This is a genomic window from Halopenitus salinus, from assembly GCF_055397165.1.
The window spans coordinates 253,689-272,923 of sequence record NZ_AP043852.1; the positions used below are offsets into that span (position 1 = coordinate 253,689).

At 54.2% G+C, this 19,235-nt stretch carries 17 protein-coding genes and 2 pseudogenes; 17 read left to right on the forward strand and 2 right to left on the reverse strand.

Annotation, left to right across the window (positions count from 1 at the left end):
- Positions 1–216 precede the first annotated feature (216 nt).
- The 8 genes from melA to ACZ5YD_RS01260 all read left to right on the forward strand — a co-directional run bounded on the left by melA (position 217) and on the right by ACZ5YD_RS01260 (position 9,385).
- Positions 217–1,566 carry an alpha-glucosidase/alpha-galactosidase gene (gene melA, locus ACZ5YD_RS01225; protein ID WP_379739915.1) on the forward strand — a complete coding sequence of 450 codons (1,350 nt, stop codon included), beginning with the start codon at positions 217–219 and terminating at the stop codon, positions 1,564–1,566.
- A gap of 378 nt (positions 1,567–1,944) precedes the next feature.
- Complete coding sequence (locus ACZ5YD_RS01230) at positions 1,945–2,757, forward strand: IclR family transcriptional regulator (protein ID WP_379739912.1); 813 nt, start codon at positions 1,945–1,947, stop codon at positions 2,755–2,757.
- 295 nt (positions 2,758–3,052) lie between these two features.
- A complete protein-coding gene (locus ACZ5YD_RS01235; protein WP_379739909.1) occupies positions 3,053–4,180 on the forward strand; it encodes an ABC transporter ATP-binding protein in 1,128 nt (375 codons plus the stop codon).
- Between the two features lie 149 nt (positions 4,181–4,329).
- Positions 4,330–5,694: an ABC transporter substrate-binding protein gene (locus ACZ5YD_RS01240; protein WP_379739906.1), complete on the forward strand. Its 1,365-nt coding sequence runs from the start codon at positions 4,330–4,332 to the stop codon at positions 5,692–5,694.
- Between the two features lie 25 nt (positions 5,695–5,719).
- A complete protein-coding gene (locus tag ACZ5YD_RS01245) occupies positions 5,720–6,637 on the forward strand; it encodes a carbohydrate ABC transporter permease (protein ID WP_379739903.1) in 918 nt (305 codons plus the stop codon).
- On the forward strand, positions 6,637–7,509 hold the full coding sequence (locus ACZ5YD_RS01250; protein ID WP_379739900.1) for a carbohydrate ABC transporter permease: 873 nt from the start codon (positions 6,637–6,639) through the stop codon (positions 7,507–7,509). Before ACZ5YD_RS01245 ends, ACZ5YD_RS01250 begins: the two co-directional genes overlap by 1 nt.
- Before the next feature lie 96 nt (positions 7,510–7,605).
- Positions 7,606–8,697 carry a M24 family metallopeptidase gene (locus ACZ5YD_RS01255; protein ID WP_379739897.1) on the forward strand — a complete coding sequence of 364 codons (1,092 nt, stop codon included), beginning with the start codon at positions 7,606–7,608 and terminating at the stop codon, positions 8,695–8,697.
- Positions 8,698–8,770: 73 nt separating this feature from the next.
- Complete coding sequence (locus ACZ5YD_RS01260; protein ID WP_379739894.1) at positions 8,771–9,385, forward strand: IS6 family transposase; 615 nt, start codon at positions 8,771–8,773, stop codon at positions 9,383–9,385.
- 252 nt (positions 9,386–9,637) lie between these two features.
- Here ACZ5YD_RS01260 and ACZ5YD_RS01265 read toward each other — a convergent pair whose 3' ends face one another.
- Entirely contained in the window at positions 9,638–9,928 is a 291-nt protein-coding gene (locus ACZ5YD_RS01265; RefSeq protein ID WP_379739891.1) for a DUF3006 domain-containing protein, read from the reverse strand.
- Entirely contained in the window at positions 9,925–11,436 is a 1,512-nt protein-coding gene (locus ACZ5YD_RS01270) for a lamin tail domain-containing protein (RefSeq protein WP_379739888.1), read from the reverse strand. Before ACZ5YD_RS01270 ends, ACZ5YD_RS01265 begins: the two co-directional genes overlap by 4 nt.
- Before the next feature lie 180 nt (positions 11,437–11,616).
- Between ACZ5YD_RS01270 and ACZ5YD_RS01275 the strand changes: the two genes are divergently transcribed.
- The 9 genes and pseudogenes from ACZ5YD_RS01275 to ACZ5YD_RS01315 all read left to right on the forward strand — a co-directional run bounded on the left by ACZ5YD_RS01275 (position 11,617) and on the right by ACZ5YD_RS01315 (position 19,096).
- Complete coding sequence (locus ACZ5YD_RS01275) at positions 11,617–12,048, forward strand: SWIM zinc finger family protein (protein ID WP_379739885.1); 432 nt, start codon at positions 11,617–11,619, stop codon at positions 12,046–12,048.
- 82 nt (positions 12,049–12,130) lie between these two features.
- Positions 12,131–13,012: a biosurfactant protein 1 gene (locus ACZ5YD_RS01280; protein WP_464384444.1), complete on the forward strand. Its 882-nt coding sequence runs from the start codon at positions 12,131–12,133 to the stop codon at positions 13,010–13,012.
- A gap of 464 nt (positions 13,013–13,476) precedes the next feature.
- Positions 13,477–14,421 carry an ImmA/IrrE family metallo-endopeptidase gene (locus ACZ5YD_RS01285; RefSeq protein ID WP_379739962.1) on the forward strand — a complete coding sequence of 315 codons (945 nt, stop codon included), beginning with the start codon at positions 13,477–13,479 and terminating at the stop codon, positions 14,419–14,421.
- A gap of 103 nt (positions 14,422–14,524) precedes the next feature.
- A pseudogene (locus ACZ5YD_RS01290) lies at positions 14,525–14,620 on the forward strand (hypothetical protein); the annotation flags it as partial.
- A pseudogene (locus tag ACZ5YD_RS01295) lies at positions 14,620–14,745 on the forward strand (DUF7558 family protein); the annotation flags it as partial. The pseudogenes ACZ5YD_RS01290 and ACZ5YD_RS01295, both read left to right, overlap by 1 nt.
- Positions 14,746–15,077: 332 nt before the next feature.
- Positions 15,078–16,247: an FRG domain-containing protein gene (locus ACZ5YD_RS01300; RefSeq protein WP_379739879.1), complete on the forward strand. Its 1,170-nt coding sequence runs from the start codon at positions 15,078–15,080 to the stop codon at positions 16,245–16,247.
- A 451-nt stretch (positions 16,248–16,698) separates the two neighbouring features.
- A complete protein-coding gene (locus ACZ5YD_RS01305) occupies positions 16,699–17,067 on the forward strand; it encodes a hypothetical protein (protein ID WP_379739876.1) in 369 nt (122 codons plus the stop codon).
- Positions 17,064–17,633, forward strand: coding sequence for a hypothetical protein (locus tag ACZ5YD_RS01310; RefSeq protein WP_379739873.1), 570 nt, complete (start codon positions 17,064–17,066; stop codon positions 17,631–17,633). The genes ACZ5YD_RS01305 and ACZ5YD_RS01310 overlap by 4 nt, the downstream gene beginning before the upstream one ends.
- Positions 17,634–18,235: 602 nt before the next feature.
- Positions 18,236–19,096, forward strand: a complete 861-nt coding sequence (locus ACZ5YD_RS01315; RefSeq protein ID WP_379739870.1) for a DNA-binding protein — start codon at positions 18,236–18,238, stop codon at positions 19,094–19,096.
- Positions 19,097–19,235: the final 139 nt, after the last annotated feature.

Genomic DNA, 19,235 nt, shown 5'->3' on the forward strand with positions numbered 1-19,235 from the left:
ATACCTGATATCTTTGATTTTTGAACTCTACGGACGGCTCAACCGACTCGGCCCAGTTCGTTTTCCGTTAACAAACCTCACAACAGTAGAGTTCGCTATTAACAAACACGGTGTAGACACGTTACAATATTCACGAGGTTCATGGGCACAGCAAATACCGGCAATAATTTACTATAAACTGTTATTTATTACGACCGGATAAAACTAGGGAGACGCATGACAAAGATTGCATTTATCGGTGCGGGGAGTGTCATTTTTGCTCGTAACTTACTGGGTGACATCCTATCGTATCCAGAACTACAGGGATGTACAGTGTCCCTGATGGACATTAACCAGAACCGCCTTGATCGGACTGTTACTGCAGCGAACGCAGTAGTTGAACACAACGACGTCGAAGCGGTGATTGAATCCACAACAGAACGCGAAGAAGCATTAGAAGACGCGGATTACGTGCTTAACATGATCCACGTCGGAGGTCGTGAACCGTTCGAAAATGAGATCCAGATCCCTGCGAAGTACGGTGTCGGACAGGCGGTTGGAGATACTCTCGGCCCCGGTGGTATCTTTCGTCTGTTGCGCACCGCACCCGTGATGCTTGATCTCGCCCATGATATGGAAGAACTGTGCCCCAATGCACTTTTGCTGAACTACACCAACCCCATGGCGATGGTATGCTGGGCTGTCGACGAAGCCACCGAAATCGATATCGTTGGTCTATGTCATAGCGTTCAGCATACTGCTGAGGCCATCGCTAATTATGTCGAGGTTCCTAAAGAAGAACTAGAGTACAAGGTGGCGGGCATCAACCACATGGCATGGTTCCTAGAGGCAGAACACAACGGAAAGAGCGTCTATCCGACGCTACGAGCAGCGATAAATGAGCGGGATATCTACAATCGGGACAACGTTCGCTTCGAGATTCTGCGTCATTTCGACGCGTTCGTCACCGAATCCAGCCACCATATGAGCGAGTACATCCCATACTTTCGTACCGACGAGGCGACGCTTGAGCAGTTTATCGTTGAGGAGAACTACGAGGAGTACTTCGTCGACTGGATGCCAACCGGACAGTACTTCGAGCACTGGTGCGAGTACCAGCAAGAGGCCGCCGAGATGGATACTTCCGAGATCGAACCAGAAATTGAGCGATCGGAGGAATACGGCTCACGGATCATTCACTCGATCGAGACGGGGGAGCCCCGCCGTATGAATATCAACGTACGTAACGACGAGGGCGCGATTGCGAATCTGGCGTCTGACGCCTGTGTCGAAGTCCCCTGTCTGGTCGATGACCGTGGCATCAATCCCTGTACAGTTGGCAAACTGCCCCCACAACTGGCTGCACTCAATCGATCAAACATCGACGTCCAACGTTTGGCTGTTAGAGCTGCACTCGAACATGACGAGGACGCACTCCGACAGGCAGTCAAACTCGATCCACTCACGGCTGCCACTTGTTCCCTCGAGGAGATCGACGACATGGTCGACGATCTACTCGCTGCCAACGCCGACTATCTCCCTGATCAACTAGTTGAGGAATCCGCTCAGTCCATAGCGACGAACTGATCACTTGGTCACACAACATCCGTATCGGGGTTATAGTCAGTAGGCGGCTGAGAAGGATACCTACTATAACGACCGAAACGTCGGTCATCTGTGTCAATACTTCCGATGAGAGATCTTCGATAAGACTTCACTCAACGATAGTCAGCTACACTCGAGACGTTATCCTCGTCTCATGTCAATCTGAATCTATTTTGTGTTTCCTGGCCAGAGAAAGCGCTGTCCACGATTCTCGGTGTTTACGGACCGATAGTATCGTCGACCGATCTCGCTAGTATTCTCCGACGTACATCCCCATTCTTCTCAGCTTTTGGATTGATATTCTCTCCGTGTTTGTTATCAACAAAAGGATTATGCCTTTGGAAAGACGACAAGTGGGGTATGAGCACCGAGAACGAGGGACCACGTACGATCAAATCAGTTGAAACTGCGTTCGACGTATTAGAGGTGATACATACACACGGCCAAATTGGAGTCACCGAGATCGCCAATGCACTAGACATTTCCAAGAGTGCGGCTCATCACCACGTGACGACATTAGCACAGCGGAACTTTTTAGCTAAAATTGACGGTCAGTATCGGCTCGGAGTCCGCTTTCTGACCTATGGCGGACGCGCGCGCAAGTGCGAAGATGTCTTTGAGATGGGACGGGCAGACGTGGATGAACTGGCTCACAAGACCGGCGAGACGGTTCGTTTGATCGTCGAGAATTCCGGCTATGGCCTCACGCTGTACCAGTCGCTCGGAGAGAATGTGACGGAGCCACACACGCATATGGGAATGATGGAGTACCTGCATAGTACCGCCGCTGGAAAGGCATTCCTAGCGGCCCTCCCGCAGGCGGAAGCCGAGGCCATTATTGATGAACGGGGCCTAGAACGGTTAACTACCAACACGATCACGTCCCCGGACGAACTCTACAAGGAACTAGAACGTATCCGATCTCGTGGTATCTCGTTCGATAACGAGGAACAATTTGAGGGGGTACGCTGTATCGCAACCACTCTGATCGGAGAATCCGACGATCTCCTCGGCGCAGTCAGTATCTCCGCGCCTACTGAGCGTATGAGCCATCATCGGTTTAGATCTGAGCTACCGAGACAATTACAGAGTGTTACTGAAGAAATTAATCGTGTCGAGGAGTATCGGTTCCGCCATGAACTACCGTGTATTTCCCGGACGCTATCACAGTGAGGGATATATCGACTGAGACGGAACTTTAGACCACATATTTCGAAAGCGGGTGTTTTCCGCGTCACAGACGAGATCAGCGATGCGGTTGATCATTTCCATCATGTACTAGAGATGGCGTGCTGCAACGACCTTAACGAGTCAATGGATGTTTTGTCTGGAATTATGAACATGGTGTACCGAGATACCTATACTGTTCACATTTACTGTGATAGTACGGTATACTAAGATTGAGACCTCTCCTTCTGACGGGTAAATAACTTATTTATATGGGGAATGTATACTGACAAGAGAACCCATGGCACATCTTGATGTGATCGATCTTTCCAAGGAGTTTCAGGGGGAAGATGGTCCGATCGTGGCAGTTGAGGAGATGAACTTGTCGATTGAAAAAGGAGAATTCATTGTACTCGTAGGGCCGTCTGGCTGCGGGAAATCAACTACCCTCCGATGCCTTGCAGGACTAGAGTCTCCCACCGAAGGCGACATCCAACTAAATGATAGATCGGTCGTCGATAGTCCCCCGATGGACAGGGATATGGCGATGGTATTCCAGAATTATGCGCTGTATCCTCACATGACTGCCCGTGAGAACATGTCCTTTGGACTGAAGATGACAACCGAGCTCTCCGATGAGGCAATCGATCAGAAGGTCATTGAGGTAGCCGAGATGATGGGGATTAAAGATCTACTTGGAAAAAAACCAAGCGATATTTCGGGAGGACAGCAACAACGTGTCGCACTAGGACGGGCAATCGTTCGCGAACCCGAGGTATTCCTGATGGATGAACCACTCAGTAATCTTGATGCGAAACTTCGGACGGAAATGCGTACTGAACTCCAAAATCTACAGCAAACTCTGGACGTTACTACAATTTATGTCACTCACGATCAGACCGAAGCGATGACGATGAGCGACCGTATCGTCATCCTCAATAAAGGAAAAGTACAGCAGGTTGGGACACCCCTAGAGTGCTACCATGAGCCCACAAATCGATTTGTTGCTGGATTTATAGGGTCACCTAGTATGAATTTTTTCAACGTGAAATTGGATGGTCGGACGCTCGTACATCCGGAGTTCAAATACCAGATCTCAGACTCACTATTCACGGAGTTACAAGAAGGGAATGAATTTACGCTCGGAATTCGTCCGGAGGACATTAAACTCACCTCACAATCAACGGAAAACTCCATTCCGATCTCAGTTAACGTGATCGAGCCGATGGGGGATATTTCGTATATCTATTTTGATATCGGAGATAATCACGTCACAGCTAGTGTCTCCGGTGAAATACAGATACAGGAGAACACGGAAGTGAATATTCTATTTCCTGAGGAGCAACTACACCTCTTCGATGCTCAAACTGGCAAGGCGGTTTATAATCGTAGGCAGTCTCCCGGCGACGAGGTCCCTCTCACCAGTTGATTCCCTATAGAACGTTTCCTTCCACTTCCACAAGTTCTTGATAAACGAATCTGGGGGATGAACCAGATAGCATCATACATTAGATATATTAATCATGTGTTCGAATCTAACAAGTGAATTTATATACACCCGGGATAATTGGTGATTACATGCCATACGATACCGATCGGCGTGATTATCTTCGATTAGCAGGTACAGGATTAGCAGCGGCTTTCGCTGGTTGTGCCGGTGGTGGTGGCAACGGCGATGATAGTACTCCTAGCGACGGTACTGAAACAGGTAATGGTAGTACACCCGAAGGTGGAACAACCCTCACATACTGGAGTGCATTCTTTGATGACGAAATACTGGACCCGTGGAACGAATGGTACGTTCAGACGGTTGAAGAGGAACTGAACGTTTCGATAGACCTAGTCCCCTTCCAGTATCAAGATTTACGACAAAATTATCTTACCGGTGCACGGACCGGAACTCCTGATTTGATCGAGGGGGTTCTCTCCCACGTCAGTGACTATACTAAGGCTGACCTGCTGGAACCACTTGACGAATCTGTTCAGAATAAGGATAATTACGATGGATTTATTGACTCCTCCATAGATGCCCTTCGCTATCAGGACCAACTCTATGGACTACCGTTGGATGGGAACGGTCGCGGGCTTCTGTATCGGAAGGACATCCTTGAAGAGTATGGTTTCGAACCACCAGAGACGGCACAGGAGCTCCACGAGATCGGTCGAGAGATCAATCAAGGAGAGGAGGACATGGCCGGATACAAGAATGTTACCGCAGCCGGTGACATTCGTGGATTTCAGGAATGGATCTCACACGTCTATCAACATGCCGATGCTCTCTATGAAGTTGACGGCGACTCGTGGACAGTCGTCCCAAGTGCGGATACTCTGGGGCAGATCTTCGATAACTGGTACTATCAGATATGGGCCGTTGATAATCCGGTCGCGGATCCGAACAGTATCGGGACGGGGTACGAACAACTGGACTCAGCGTATGCACGAGGTAATTTCGCAATGTGTCCAAATGGGCCATGGGTGCGGTCATCGCAGGCTGATGCAGGCCCGAACTCCGAGACGATCCTCAACGAACATACGGCAGTAACACATCTTCCACACGCAGAAGGTGCTGAGAGAGGAACATATCTCGAAGTTGAATGGGCAGGACTCAATAGCCATTCGGAGCATATGGATACAGCGTGGGAGGCCCTGGATATCTACACGAGTACGGAATCATTCCAACTATTTGCCGAGAACGATCCTGGGAACTGGGTAACGCCGATTCACGAGGACATAGAAAGCACCATGGACGACGAAGACTGGTTACCCTTCACCGAGATCATCGAGACCGGGACAGCTCTCGCGTTCGTCAGTTGGGGCTCAACGAGGGAGGCACTCTACAACTCCATGCAGCGCGTCGCTTACGGTGAGTCCGATCCCTATAACGAAGCGGAGCAGTTCCACTCTACACTACAGGATATTGCACAGAACGAATTCGAAGTCTAGCCCCCACCGGAACTAACTATCTAATATGTCCATTGTAACAGGAAAACCTGAAGAGACCGGATACAAAGATCAGTTTTTGGAATTTCTTCGAGAGACGTGGTTGGGATACGCACTCGTCCTTCCAGCGACCGTACTGCTGGGAGTAATAATGGTCTATCCAACACTTGAGGCGATTTGGATGAGTTTCTACACCAAATCGTTTCTGAATCCCGAAGACGCGGTTTGGATCGGCCTCCAAAACTACAGCCAAATGTACGGCGACCCATTATTCTGGCAATCGCTACGAAATTCTGTTATCCTGACTTCCGTTGCCGTTTCACTTGAATATCTAGCAGGGCTGGGACTAGCACTCGTACTAAAACAGAAGGTGCCAGGAATCAAATTCTTCAGGAGCGTAACGATGGTTACGTGGGTTCTTCCCATTATCGTTACCGTTATAATATTTAATTTTCTAGTTCAATATCCGTTTGGAGTTGTTAACGTAATCTTCGAACAGTTTGGACTCCCAACCACCTACTGGTTTGGTCAACCGGGGACAGGATTCGGACTCATAATCTTCATGCATGTATGGCGAAATGCACCATTCTTCGCCATCGCCCTCATGGCAAGTATGCAAGCCATCCCAGAGAGTTACTATGAGGCTGCTAGTATCGACGGTGCTAGTACACTTCAGAAATTTCGATATATCACGCTCCCACACATCTCTTACACATCAATGATAATGATCGTGATTCACGTCATATTCACATTCAATAACTTCGATTTCGTTTATCTCTCCACTGGAGGTGGTCCATACCAAAGCACAGAGGTACTCCCAACGTACGTGTATAAGGAAGCATTCCAATCGTATGCGTTGGGATACGCGGCATCAGTAGGGACTGTTATGCTCGTGATCATGTTCGTATTTACCGTCGTCTACGTTAAACTGGAGACTAGCGAATAATGACCCTAGTAAACAAATTCGACAGATGGCTCGGAGATGAAGTCGGACCAAAACGCGGCGTGATCATCTACGCGGCGTTAGCTCTATATTACAGCATCCTACTGCTCCCAATTCTATACTTCGTGCTTTCAACGTTCAAGGGTTCCGAGGTAATCAGAAGTCAACAGCTGATCTTGATTCCTATCGAATCATTCACTTTGGAACATTGGATACAGGTGATCACTCGAGGGGAGTTCCGAACGTATTTCTTAAATTCCACTATCGTGGCGACCGGAACGACGATCCTCTCAGTAGGTGCAGGAACGTTCGCCAGTTATTCCATCAGTCGAATGGACTACCCGGGACGTAGGAGTCTAATTCTCGGCTATCTGGGAACGGAAATGCTTCCACGAGTCCTCATCCTGATACCGTTTTTCGTTATTATGTATAATTTAGATATTATTGACACATACGTTGGAATCATTATTGCACACACCGTTATCGCACTTCCCTTCGTCACGTGGCTATTGAAGGGCTATTTCGACGACATTCCAACGGCACTTGATGATGCAGCTAAAATGGATGGCTGTTCAGATATTCAGACGTTGTTCCACATCATCCTTCCACTCGCATTGCCGGGAATCGCCGTTTCCGCATTTTATACGTTTATCGTCTCTTGGAACGACTATCTGTTTGTCTCCATCATCTCACGTTCTCAAGGAACACGTACGCTTCCGTTCGCTCTACAGCTTTTTCAGTCACAGAATACCGTAGACTGGGGTGCAGTCCTTACGGCAGCAACGATCACAATGCTCCCCGTCGTTATACTGTTCGCGATTATCCAGAGCTATCTTGTTGAAGGTCTCACCAGCGGCGGCATGAAAGGATACTAAGCACACTAGCCTTTTGTGCTCTATTGCCGTCATATGATCACATCATTCCCAATCAGCTTTGAAGAGACAGGAGGATATCGATAAGAAAATAAATATATGATCGAACAGACTAAACTGGACCGGTTAGACTCGTATCTCGCGACGAATGACCTTGAAACAGTATGGTTCGCGACGCCGCCTATGTTCGCCTGGCTTACCGGCGGTAGTAATCTAATCGTACGTGAAGGCGCAACAGGTATCGCCGCCGCCGGCTACGACGGAGAGCACATCACAGTCATCACCACAAATATAGAGGGACAACGGCTTCTCAAAGAGGAGATCGACCACAATGTTCGTCTCGTTGAATACCCCTGGCATGAGCGGAGCTTAGAAGAGGCGGTTACGGAGAACACGGCCACACCTGCAGCTGCTGATTTCGAGTGTGGAAACTTGTCCCGGGTCGATCGATCAGTCTTGACTCAACCGCTAACCGACAGTGACGTCAAGCGATATCGAACGGTTTGTCGAGAGACGGCCGAAGCAGTTGAAGAAGTGGCTTTAGATGCCACGCCGACTGATACGGAAGTGGACCTAGCGGCCCAGCTCTCACACGCCCTCCATCAACGGAAGATCGAGTCGCCCGTTGTTCTCGTTGGCGGAGAAAAGCGCGTCCAGCAGTACCGCCACTTCACCCCAACGGACACCAAAGTCGGCGGGTACGCCGTCTTGACTGTCGTCGGTACTCGCTACGGGCTCAACGCTGCAGTCACACGGACGGTCGAGTTTGACGATGCACCTTACTGGCTCGAAGATCGATACGAAGATCTCAGTAGAGTAGCAGCAACCATGGCTGCTGCGACATGGCGAGAAGGTATCCATGGAGGCAGCGCCGGCGACGTGTTCGAAACGATCCAGGTCGCGTACGATAAACTCGGCTACAGAAACGAGTGGCAGAACCACCACCAAGGGGGCGCGCTCGGTTACGCGTCACGAGAGTGGATAGCAACTCCGGGCCACGATGCGCCCGTCGAACTACCGATGACATATGGTTGGAATCCGACCGTCAAGGGTGTCAAGACCGAGGACACCATCCTCGCAACCAAAGACGGTATCGAGGTGCTCTCCACTACCGGCGAATTCCCAACATTCACAGCCGAAGCGATCGGGATCGACACCGAACTAACGCTACCGGATATACTCAAGATGTAAGCTACACAACCCAACACAGTGGCAGTGTTCAGATAAGGATGAAGAGTGAGGCGGTGCGATCTTTGAGTGCTCTATGTTCGAAATCGCACGCCTCAACGGAGGTATCGATTGCATCGAGTTAGATTTTGTGGAGCGAGAGGGGACACCCGAGCCCGCGACGAAGCTCGGTATCCGACTCCATTTGGCAGAAATATCACTTTCGGATACCATTACTATTCTCGATAGGTTGGGTGTCGATCGCTGTCGCTCGACTGTTCACAACTGGGTACAGAAGGTCGATTTACAGCCGATTGATGGTGCCGATCCGGATCACGTCGCGGTTGACGAAACCGTGACCCAGCTGAATAACGAACGGTTCTGGCTGGATGCAGCGGTCGTTCCCGACACAAACCGCTTGCTGCACGTCCAGCTCTTTACGACGAGAAATTATGCGATTACTGAGATGTTTCTCGCCGAATTCCGCGAGGAACATCTCGTCGATTCTGCACCATGGCTGCAAGCAGCACTTCACCGACACGATCTTGATTACAGATACGAAATACACGGTGATCAGAACAGTGTCGAACGTATCTTCAGAGAACTAAAACAGCGAACCAACCAGTTCTCAAACTGTTTCAGCCACACCGAAGCAAGCATCGCCGAAAATTGGCTCCAACCGTTCGTCTTCGAATGGAATCAACTTATCTGAACACAACCGGTGGCTCATGAGTCATATGACCTTCCACAGAGAACGGAGACTTCACGTTCTGCATCTCGCACGGTACTCTTGACAGATCGTGGGTGATTCGACGGATAGTGCGATCCGCGATTCACCTAGACTGAGTGATTGGAGTGTAGAACCATATCAACTGATGAGGCTTTCAACAAAGCCTCCTATCTGTGCTTTAACCAACACACAGTCCCGAACCCCGCGGGTGTTGGTTAAACCCGAAATTGCCCTTTAGTCCGACTCGTCCTCCCTCGATGGAGGTCGCTCAGAGAGATCGTCGAACCGGCGTTGTGCACGCGTCGATCGCGCCGCCGTTTCGTCGGGTTCGTACGTGATGTCGTTTACCGTTCCATCGGCGATCGTGACAGTCACTACGGCGTCGACGTGCGTTCCGCCCTCTGGCAGCTGCGTTTTCGGAAGGAGCAGCTCGTCCACGGTGTCCCCGTCCTGTTCGAGTAGCAGAACCGCTGTATCGTCCTCAAACCGATCGACGACCGCGATGTACGTTCCGTCTTCAATCATTCGTATACCTCCTCGAGGACGACGTCGCCCTCCTCGTCCCGCACAATTACTGTATCTCCACCGTTGTTCCATACGGCCCTGTCACGTCCCCAGTACAACTGATCGTCCGAATCCGTCCCACTCCCAGTGTGTAGGGTCACGTCGGCATCCGCCTCGAGTGAGTATCCATCCGCGAACGTGTAGGTGTAGCCTGCATCGTCGCTCACTGTCCAACCACCCAGATCGATCGTCTGGTCGCCAGTGTTCTCGAACACGATGTACTCGTCATTCAGATTTTCGTGGTCGTTGCCCTCGGCATCCTCGTGTATCTCGACGATCGACAAGCCATGGTCTGGATCCGCACTTGGAGTTGTGGTAGATTCGTCCGTCGACGTCGGTGTTCGAGTTTCAGGAGTCGACGATCCACTATCTGGGAGTGCTGTCGCCGTCCCGGTTGCAGTAATAACGGTTCGAGTTTCCAGTTCGGCGTCGGCTCCAGGGTCGATCGCAGCCCCGTCGCGAAGGTCACTCGCAGTTGTTGGTCCCTCCTGCTGGGTCGAGACCGTGATCGCCGATCCGTTACTCACCAGCCGGACGTTCCCATGGGTTCCAGTCCAGTAGGTACGGATGGACCGTTGGTCGAGCCGCTGGAGGACTTCCTCGTGTGGGTGGCCATATTGGGAGTCGTATGCGCTAGAGATAACGGTGACACGTGGAGACGTCGTGTCGAGAAACTCCGCACTCGAGCTCGACTGACTCCCGTGATGGCCGGCGCTCAACACGGTCGCATTCAGCGACGATCCATACTCGTTAACGAGGTACTCCTCGCTTTCGGACTCTCCATCTCCCGGAAGCAGGAAACTCGATTGCCCGAAGTCCAACTTGATGACGATGCTGTTCTCGTTTCGATCGTCATTCGCAATGTATCCCTCCGGCGGTGCGAGCACCTGTGCATCGACGTTGTCGATCAGGATCTGATCGCCGGCACGGATTTCATACAGCGTGACGTCGTGTTCCTCGATGGCGTCCAAATACCGATCGTACGTCTGTGAACTGGACGTGATTCCCGGATCGTATACCGCACCGATTCCATCTGCTTGTGTCTCGTAGTATTCGATGATCGCTGCGTGACCACCAATGTGGTCGGCATCGGCATGGGTCGTCACGAGATGGTCGATTCGATCGACGTCATGCCGTTCAAGATACGCGAGAACGTCCTCGCCGTCATCCGACCAATCCCCGGAATCGATGAGGATCGTCTCTCCGGTTGGACCGACGATCAGTGTGCTTGACCCCTGCCCGACATTGATGAAGTGGACAGCTAGCGTTCCGTTCGGGCTTGCTGGTGTCGTTCCGTTCGACTCATTCGGCTCATCTGGCGACGATGGCGGTGGAGTGGGCTCAGTGGTGGTTTGAGTGCCCTCGGTAGGTTGGTCAGGCGTTGGTGTTGCATCACTGACGATGCCTCCACAGCCAGCCAGGAAGACGAGGACGACGATCGCAAAGATGCTGAAGCGGCGGCGATCCATCTTACGGCACGTGAAGCAGTACACCCGGATAGATGTACCGGCGACCGGATTGTCGTACTATCCACAACGTGCGTTTGTCTACTGATGGAAGCCGGAACGATAATCCCCAAATCGATCGCCGCCACAGAATTTTTTCGCGCCTGAAGGGTGCGGCGCGCTGAATCACGTCGCATTCACCACATGACTCGTACACCTCTCGAGGAACTCGACCCATCGAACCGTATCCTGAAACGTGCCCAGTATGAGGCGTTCGTGTTCTCGCTCCTCGACGGCGATGTCCTAGTTCGCAACGAGAGCCACGCAAACCCGTCCGAGCACGAGTACCGAGTCACGGTCGTCGACGGCATCCCGACTCATTGTGAGTGTCCCGCGGACACCATGTACGACGGACCCTGCAAGCATCGGGTCGCCATTGCGATTCGCCCGTGCATCCTCGACGTCGCGATGCAGATGGGACTTGTCGCCGACGGTGGAGTCGTAACCCATCGGAGCTATTTCCGTTCCGATCGCATCGACGAGACAAAAGCCCATCAGTGTGACTGTGAGGACGTCGACAACGACTTTCCTTGTTGGGAGTGCTTCCGAACCTGTCAGAAGGAACTCCCGGAGTAGGACCCTCCATCACACGAGTCACCGGCTTGTACTCGCTGACGAACGTTTATATACGGAAACGAAGGGATCCCTGTTCGAACCAATGACTCACCGACACTCAGACTACGAGGATCTCCGTCCCCTCGGGGAGGCCAGCCAGGTACCCGACCATCAACTCGATCGACTCACCGATGCCGATCGACGGTATGGAGACGAGATGGACGATCCATACGGGTATCCCGACCCTGCGAGCGATACTCGAAGTAAATGCCGATCCTGTGGAATACCGATTCCACCGAGACAGAAGAAGTGTCGTCTCTGTCTCACAGAACACCTCGAGGAGGATGCAGCGGACACGGAGACGCCGTCGACGACGTGGAGCCTCGTCGGCGTTGTCCACATGCTCGTAGAGTCCAGATCGTTTCTCGGCGCCATCGCGAAGGGCGGGGCAGCGGCCAGTCTGCTCGCCTCGAACCACGCTGAACCAACCGTCGACGACTGCACGCTCATCTACGATCTCCGCGAAGACCTCTCACCCCAACTCACCAGACGCTGGCCCAGCCTGCCGCCGGCGGCTCCCGTTTCGACATCCGGCGGACAAGAACTCCTCGAGATGGCGCAATTCCGGAGTCGCTCGTTCGAACAGTCAGAGGCGATCGACGGTCGGGCACTCGAGACGCATCTCTACGACGAAACCGGCAGCGGTATGCGTACAGAGCAGTCTGTAATCGATCTACTGCGTGACGTCGACGACGATGTGTGGCTCGTCCCAGTCCTGGCTCTCGAGAGGGATCGCGAATCCACGGACTCAGCCAATTCGTACATCGATATCCCAACACGCGAATTTCTCGAGTGTCGAGGCTGTGAGAAGACAACCGAGCATAGGGTAGACATGAATGAAACGTCAGTTGTAACGGAGTGGGATGGTCCTCCGATCTGGACGTGCCAAGTCTGTAGATCGGTCCGTTACGGACCGCAAGCGTGAATCAGTCTTTATCTTAATCTAGATTCTACTATTGAACACCCTGACGGGCGGTCGTCGCGTTGTTTGCCCTCTCTACGGACGGTATCGCAGCAGTGACGGCTCTACGGATGCACCCACGGAATCGCCACTGCTGACCAACACGACGGTCGATATCGTCGATCCGGCCGACCGTCTGCGCACGAACGACGTCGACGACCCACAGAAGATCGCGGTGGAGAATGAAACGGTCCGCGAACAAGTGTCCGAGTTCGAGTCAGCCCACGTTACGGTATAGGCTCCTCAGACGAGGGATCATGAAGTATCGGTGTGCATATCGAAATCGGACGATGTGCTCAAGCATACAGCATGTGCTCACGTCTCTGACTCCTCGAAGAGATAATCCGGGAGCGCGGCGACGGAGAATTTTTTGTGCGCCTGATGGGCGCGGCGCTCCTCGAGATGACGAGAAGCGTCGTGGTGTTCCAATGGCTACAACTAGTGATTCGTCAGTTTCGTTCGACGAGACTGACACCCGAAAGAGCGAGATGCACAGCACGATCGAATCATGGATCGACGACCTCGTCGCCGGCATCGACGACGCGCAGGCTAGCGAGGAGTTCCAAGAGTGGCTCGACGTCCAGAGTCGGTTTCACGACTACTCCTACCGGAACACGCTCCTCATCAAACAGCAGTGTCCCGAGGCAACTCGAGTAGCGGGATATCGATCGTGGCAAGAAGAGTTCGATCGGCACGTCCAGGAAGGCGAACAGGCGATCTGGATCTGGGCACCGATCATCGCGAAACAATGTCCCGAATGTGGGAACGCACCAAGTTACCACGCAAACATCGAGTGTGACTACGATGAGACGCCAGCCGACGAATGGTCGAAAGGTCTCGTCGGGTTCCGGCCTGCGTCCGTATTTGACGTCTCTCAGACGGAGGGCGAGCCACTTCCAACGTTGGAAACGGCCGCGACAGGCGACGCCGACGACCTCGTTCCAGCGCTACTCGACGCCGCTACAGAACTGGGCGTCACCGTACGAATTGTTCCTGAAACGGAGTGGTCTCACGGTGATGCGAAAGGCGTCTGTGAGAAAATGTCTCTCTACGACGCGCAGCCGCTCGTCGAGGTTCTCGATCGACCGAATCAGACGGGTGTTGCAGGGACGTTGATTCACGAGTACGCCCACGCCCTACTCCACTTCGACGTCGACGACGACACCGAGCGATCGAAACGAGAGATCGAGGCCGAAGCCGTCGCGTACGTCGTCGGGCGGTACTGTGGACTCGACACCAGTGGGTCGGCGTTCTACCTGGCTGCGTGGGAGTCGGACGATCCCGAGATCGTTCGTGAACGGCTTGGACGGATCAGCCGGACGGCAGAAGAGATCATAGAGTACCTTCCCCAGAAGCAACTTATTGAGTCGTAGCGGGAGCCGGCCCATCCGAATCATCTTGCTTTGTGGAGATGATAGACGAGGAATGGCTCACGTCGGGCGGAGTCAAGCCTAGTGAAGTGCCTCCTACTGGTGGGAGTCCAGCGGCGTCGCGTTCGATTCGACGACGCAGCTGGCCATCTTCCACCGTGGCTGGACGGCCGCACGCGACGCCGGCGAGGAGAACGAGTGATGCAGCAAACGCTCACTGGCTGTGCCTTCTGCGACGCCCCGCCCGGTACCGTGACTGGCGAGGCGCACACCGGGGGACAGGACGAATGGGTCACCCATTCGATCTGTATCGGCCATACCATTCAGTAGTGGATCTATCACGACCACCCGGACTCACTCTGACTTCTAACACTACCGGACAGGGTCATCTCTCATTCTAGGCCGGTATCCGTTACTTAATTGAGACTACTCTTCGAACAGACGTGAATATGGACAAGAATTCATTGCTCTCCCCATCAATCTCACAAAGGGAATGTCACACCAAATGGGAGTGGCGATATTACATCTATCGGGTTCACGAGCGTCGCTGGGATCGAATATACGATCATACTGAGCGATGGGCGCTCCACGAGATCATTACGAAGCCGAAGCCCGGGAAAAAGCGAATTGGCCTTACTGAATCGGGTGCATTAGATAATGTGAGTGACAAGGACGTTCAGCGGGCCGTCGAGATTAACGAGTTGATTTCGGAGGGTATCCGGTACGATAGGCCGAATGTCTTCGAGGATGCCTATCACGCGGGGCTATCCATCGCAACTTCACATCACAAGTCCGAAGATATCAACGACTACTATCGGGGCGAACGGCTGGATGGCCGAGCACTGCGTCCGTCTCTCTACCACGGAGTCGATTATCTTGATCCCGAACCATCGGATAGAGAACTGATCGAGGAACGACTCCACACTCTTCGACGATTTATCGATCGCCTCAAAGAGAATCATGACCTCCCATCCGAGACTTATACGGATGCAGACTTGGTCGCAATCGCCCAGCATTACCGGTGGGAGCTCTCTGATGACGCCCCGGACGTCAGGACCTGGCTCCTCGATGTGACGTCAAATCCGTTTACAGCCCTCCTGTTCGGGACATATTCTGAGAAAAAGTCGTGCGGGGAGACAGGAGTCGTCTACCACTTCAATCTCGACTGGCTTGACCAGGAGCTTTCGAGTGACGCTGGGTTTCGACCGGTCGTCCCAGCTGGAATTCCACGTACCGTCCGCCAAGAAGGCACTTTCCTAGAGATGCATCCTGAGTTCCTGAATCAATTTGTTGGGGATCGAATTCGGTTTAAACAGCACCCTTGCCTCGTGTTCGAGGATCCGTATTTGGGGATAACGGCAAGCCGGGTGTTCCCTGAACAGGATCGGATTCGACAAAGCCTCGAGACAGAGCGATTAGGGCCTTCAATTCGCATTTCAGATATCAAGGATCTGGAGTTCGAAGCGGTAGACGAACCACCCATGTCGGATGTAGTACCTCCGTTTGACCTCTTTCTGGATCCAGCGTCTACATACGAGCGTCTCGTCGAGCAAATTTATGCTGATACGAGGCGTGATCCTTCCGAACTGGATGAGGCAGCAAAAGATGGGCTCCACTACATTGGGCGCTTTCATGGATTTCTCCAGCGAGAATTCCCGGAAGAGCGGGCTACGTTGGCGACTAGCATTAATAGGCTCCAAGATGCTGTCGGGGCATTTGACCCAGGACAAGAGGACTCTGTCGAGTCAGCTCTGAGAGAGGGTTATGAAAATAAACTCGGTGATCACGTCGATTTTACCGCTCTGATCGAAACATTCGAGAAGAGATAGATACCGGAGACCGATACCGTTGTACAAGCCCTTCTCGAAGAACCAGTCGCCTCGATTCGTCCACCGATTACGTTGATGTGAACCCATCTGATCGACAGGTGCAAAGCAATCATCCTCATCGATACCTACCTCGACTGGCACGACGACGACGGCTTCGAGACGGCGCTAACTTACGTGATTGCTCGCGAATTCGGCCAAGGTGTCCCCCGCTGACGGCCGAAGATTTAGTATCCCGGCGCTGACCGAGGAATTCGGTTCACAGAAACACAAACCCGTGTTTTTCTGTCTCTCCGAAGTTGAAGAGGGCGGCGTGCTGGCCGGCGAGCTAGACAACGAGCACTGAAGAAATTCTCAAGTGCCACTGCTTGCCCTTTCCAGTCTGATCTATCTGTGCAATCTTTGCACATGAGTCGAAACGGTTATCAATGTATGTGTGGAACTTGCACATAGAATGAGCGCAAGCGACGATCCACGACGGGTCCATTTTCAGTCGCCGGAGTATCTAGTCGACCGGCTGGATGCGATCGCGGAGCTCTTCGACACGGATCGAACGGATCTGCTCGTCGAGGCGATTCGCGAGTACATCGAAGAGACGGCCGACAGCGAGACGTTTCAGGAACTCGTCGCGACGAAGTACTACGACGGCCAGCTTGAGTTCGAGACGGTCAAGCAGTTGGTCGGCGCTGAGACTGCCCAGCGCCTCCGGCTTCTCAAAACGGATCTCGAGGACGAGCCACTCGATCTCGCTGCTCCCGACGACGTGGACGTCTACGATGGCGACGCGACGGCGGTCGAGACCGCAGCCGACGACGAGCGATGAGCGGCCGGCGACTGCGTACGGTCGTCGCCGACACTAGTGCGCTCGTCAGTCTCGCGGTTCCCCGCGCTGACGCGGCCGTCGACACTAACACTCCGGACCCTTTCCAGTATCTGCTCACGTCGTGTGACGTATTCGTACCACCAGAAGTGGTCGCGGAACTCGGTGACATCACGCAGTATCAAGACATCCACGCCGCGGCTGCGAACAACGTCCTCGCGGCCCGTAGCCACTACACGGTTGACGACCCCTACAAGCGTGAGGATACACCGGACTCCCGACCGACGTTCGGGCTCGACGACGGCGAAACCGACGGGATCGTCCTTGCGAACGCGCTCGGGGTCGATGGGTTTCTCACCGACGAGTTCGGCGGGACGAACTTCCCACTCATCCACGCCGTGCTGCAGGGGCCGCGGATCGTCCCGACGCCGCGGCTCATCGTCGAATACGCCCGGAACGGACATCTGAGCCCCGAAGAGGCGCGGACGCTGATCACGACGATTAGCCCGCATCGGAGCTGGGAGAATAGTCCCTACGTCACGCAATTGCTCCACCGTCTCGACGAGTAACCGGCCACCGAGTGGCGACGCCGAATACCCAGCGCCGGCGACGACACCCGAAAGCCCTCGGCCGCTCGACGTCCCGCGACCACCGCTGCGCTCCTCGTGCCTGCGGTGCTTGCGGGGTCGGGGGACGACCGAGGCGGCCTCGCCCTTTCTAAGTCCGCCAGGACGGTAGCTGGATCGCCGAGTGTCGCAGCCGGCTGGACAGGTGTGTACGTCACGGCCCGCCCCGCTCGCCGCTGCCGCCCTCCGCGTCGCTCGCGACCGACCATTCCGGGCGTGCGGCTCCCTCGCGTGCGCTCGGTCGCCGTTCCGGGCTAAAATGAATGTGCCCTCGACGCCAGCGGGAAAGCGCGGGGGGTTGCGCGGCGTGGCTGCTCACCCCCCACGCTTTCTCCGCTGGCCGCTTGCTCCGGGCGGGTCGGCGCGCGGTGCTGGTTGGGGTCGCCGCACTCGGGCGCGCTCTCGCTCGCGCCCGGTAGGGCGCTCGCGAAGGCGCGAGCGAGAGCGCGCAGTCGGTGCTATCGGACGTCGACGTCGTCGGAAAACCGCGATGTTAGGGGCATCGCGGTGGCGGCGCGCGAGCGCCTTCGGATCAGTGAGATCCAATGTCTAGTAACAACTCGAGTCGCAAGGTCGTTACGGTCGATGAACAGGCATTCGAACGAACCGAAGACGCCGGCGTCGACGAGGACGGCTTCGAGGTCGTCGACGACCAGCCGGAGTTCCGGGCGACGGTCCAGCAGGAAACGCAGGCGAAGGTGGATTCCAACCACCCCGACGGCATCGTCCAGGACTTCTCGCACCTGCCCCTCGCCCAGGAAGAGAAGATTCGCGCCCGGGAAGCCGAACTGGCCCACATCAGCGCCCAGGCGGAACTGGGCACCCAGGAGGGCCGGGCGAAGCGGACTCGCGAGGTCGTCACCGAACGGCGGCAGCGCAAGCGGGAGGAACGCACCCCCGAGCGGACGGATCCGCGCGAACGCCTCTCCCGGATGGAGCTGGCGAAAGTGAATCAGGAAGCAGACCGGATGGCACAGCGGCTTCGCACCGGTCACAGTCGGGCGGCCGTCTCGCGGGCGCTCGCAAAGCGGGTCGCCAAGGGGCAGGACATCACCAAAGCAGTGTTCGACACGATGGACGCACTCAAGGCCGCCCCCGGCGCCATCTGCCCGATCGAGGACGTCCCGGACGTGCCGACCGACGAGGTGAGCATTGAGGGAACCATCGAAACCCTCTGGGATCCCTCCGACCCAGCCATAGCCCAGGTCGGCTTGATAGCCGATGACACGGACAAAATCAAGTGGACGTCGTGGAAGGCCAGCGAGCCCGCCTTCGTCCAGGAAGGTGAACGGGTGCGGATGCGGCATCTCAAAAAGAACTGGTACCAAGGCCGGTGCTCTCTCGCAGTCACCTACGACAGTATGATCGTCTTCCCAGATCGCGACGACCGCTGGTGGGAAGAGTAGGGGCAACGCCCCCTTCTTTTTTGATGAGTGCCGGACCAGCCCAAGCCCCACCGCCCCACCCTCCGCTCCCGGCCTCCCTGCGGTCGGCCGGCAGCCACAACCGGGGTCACAGCTTTCAGGAGTGGTACACCGAGAGGCA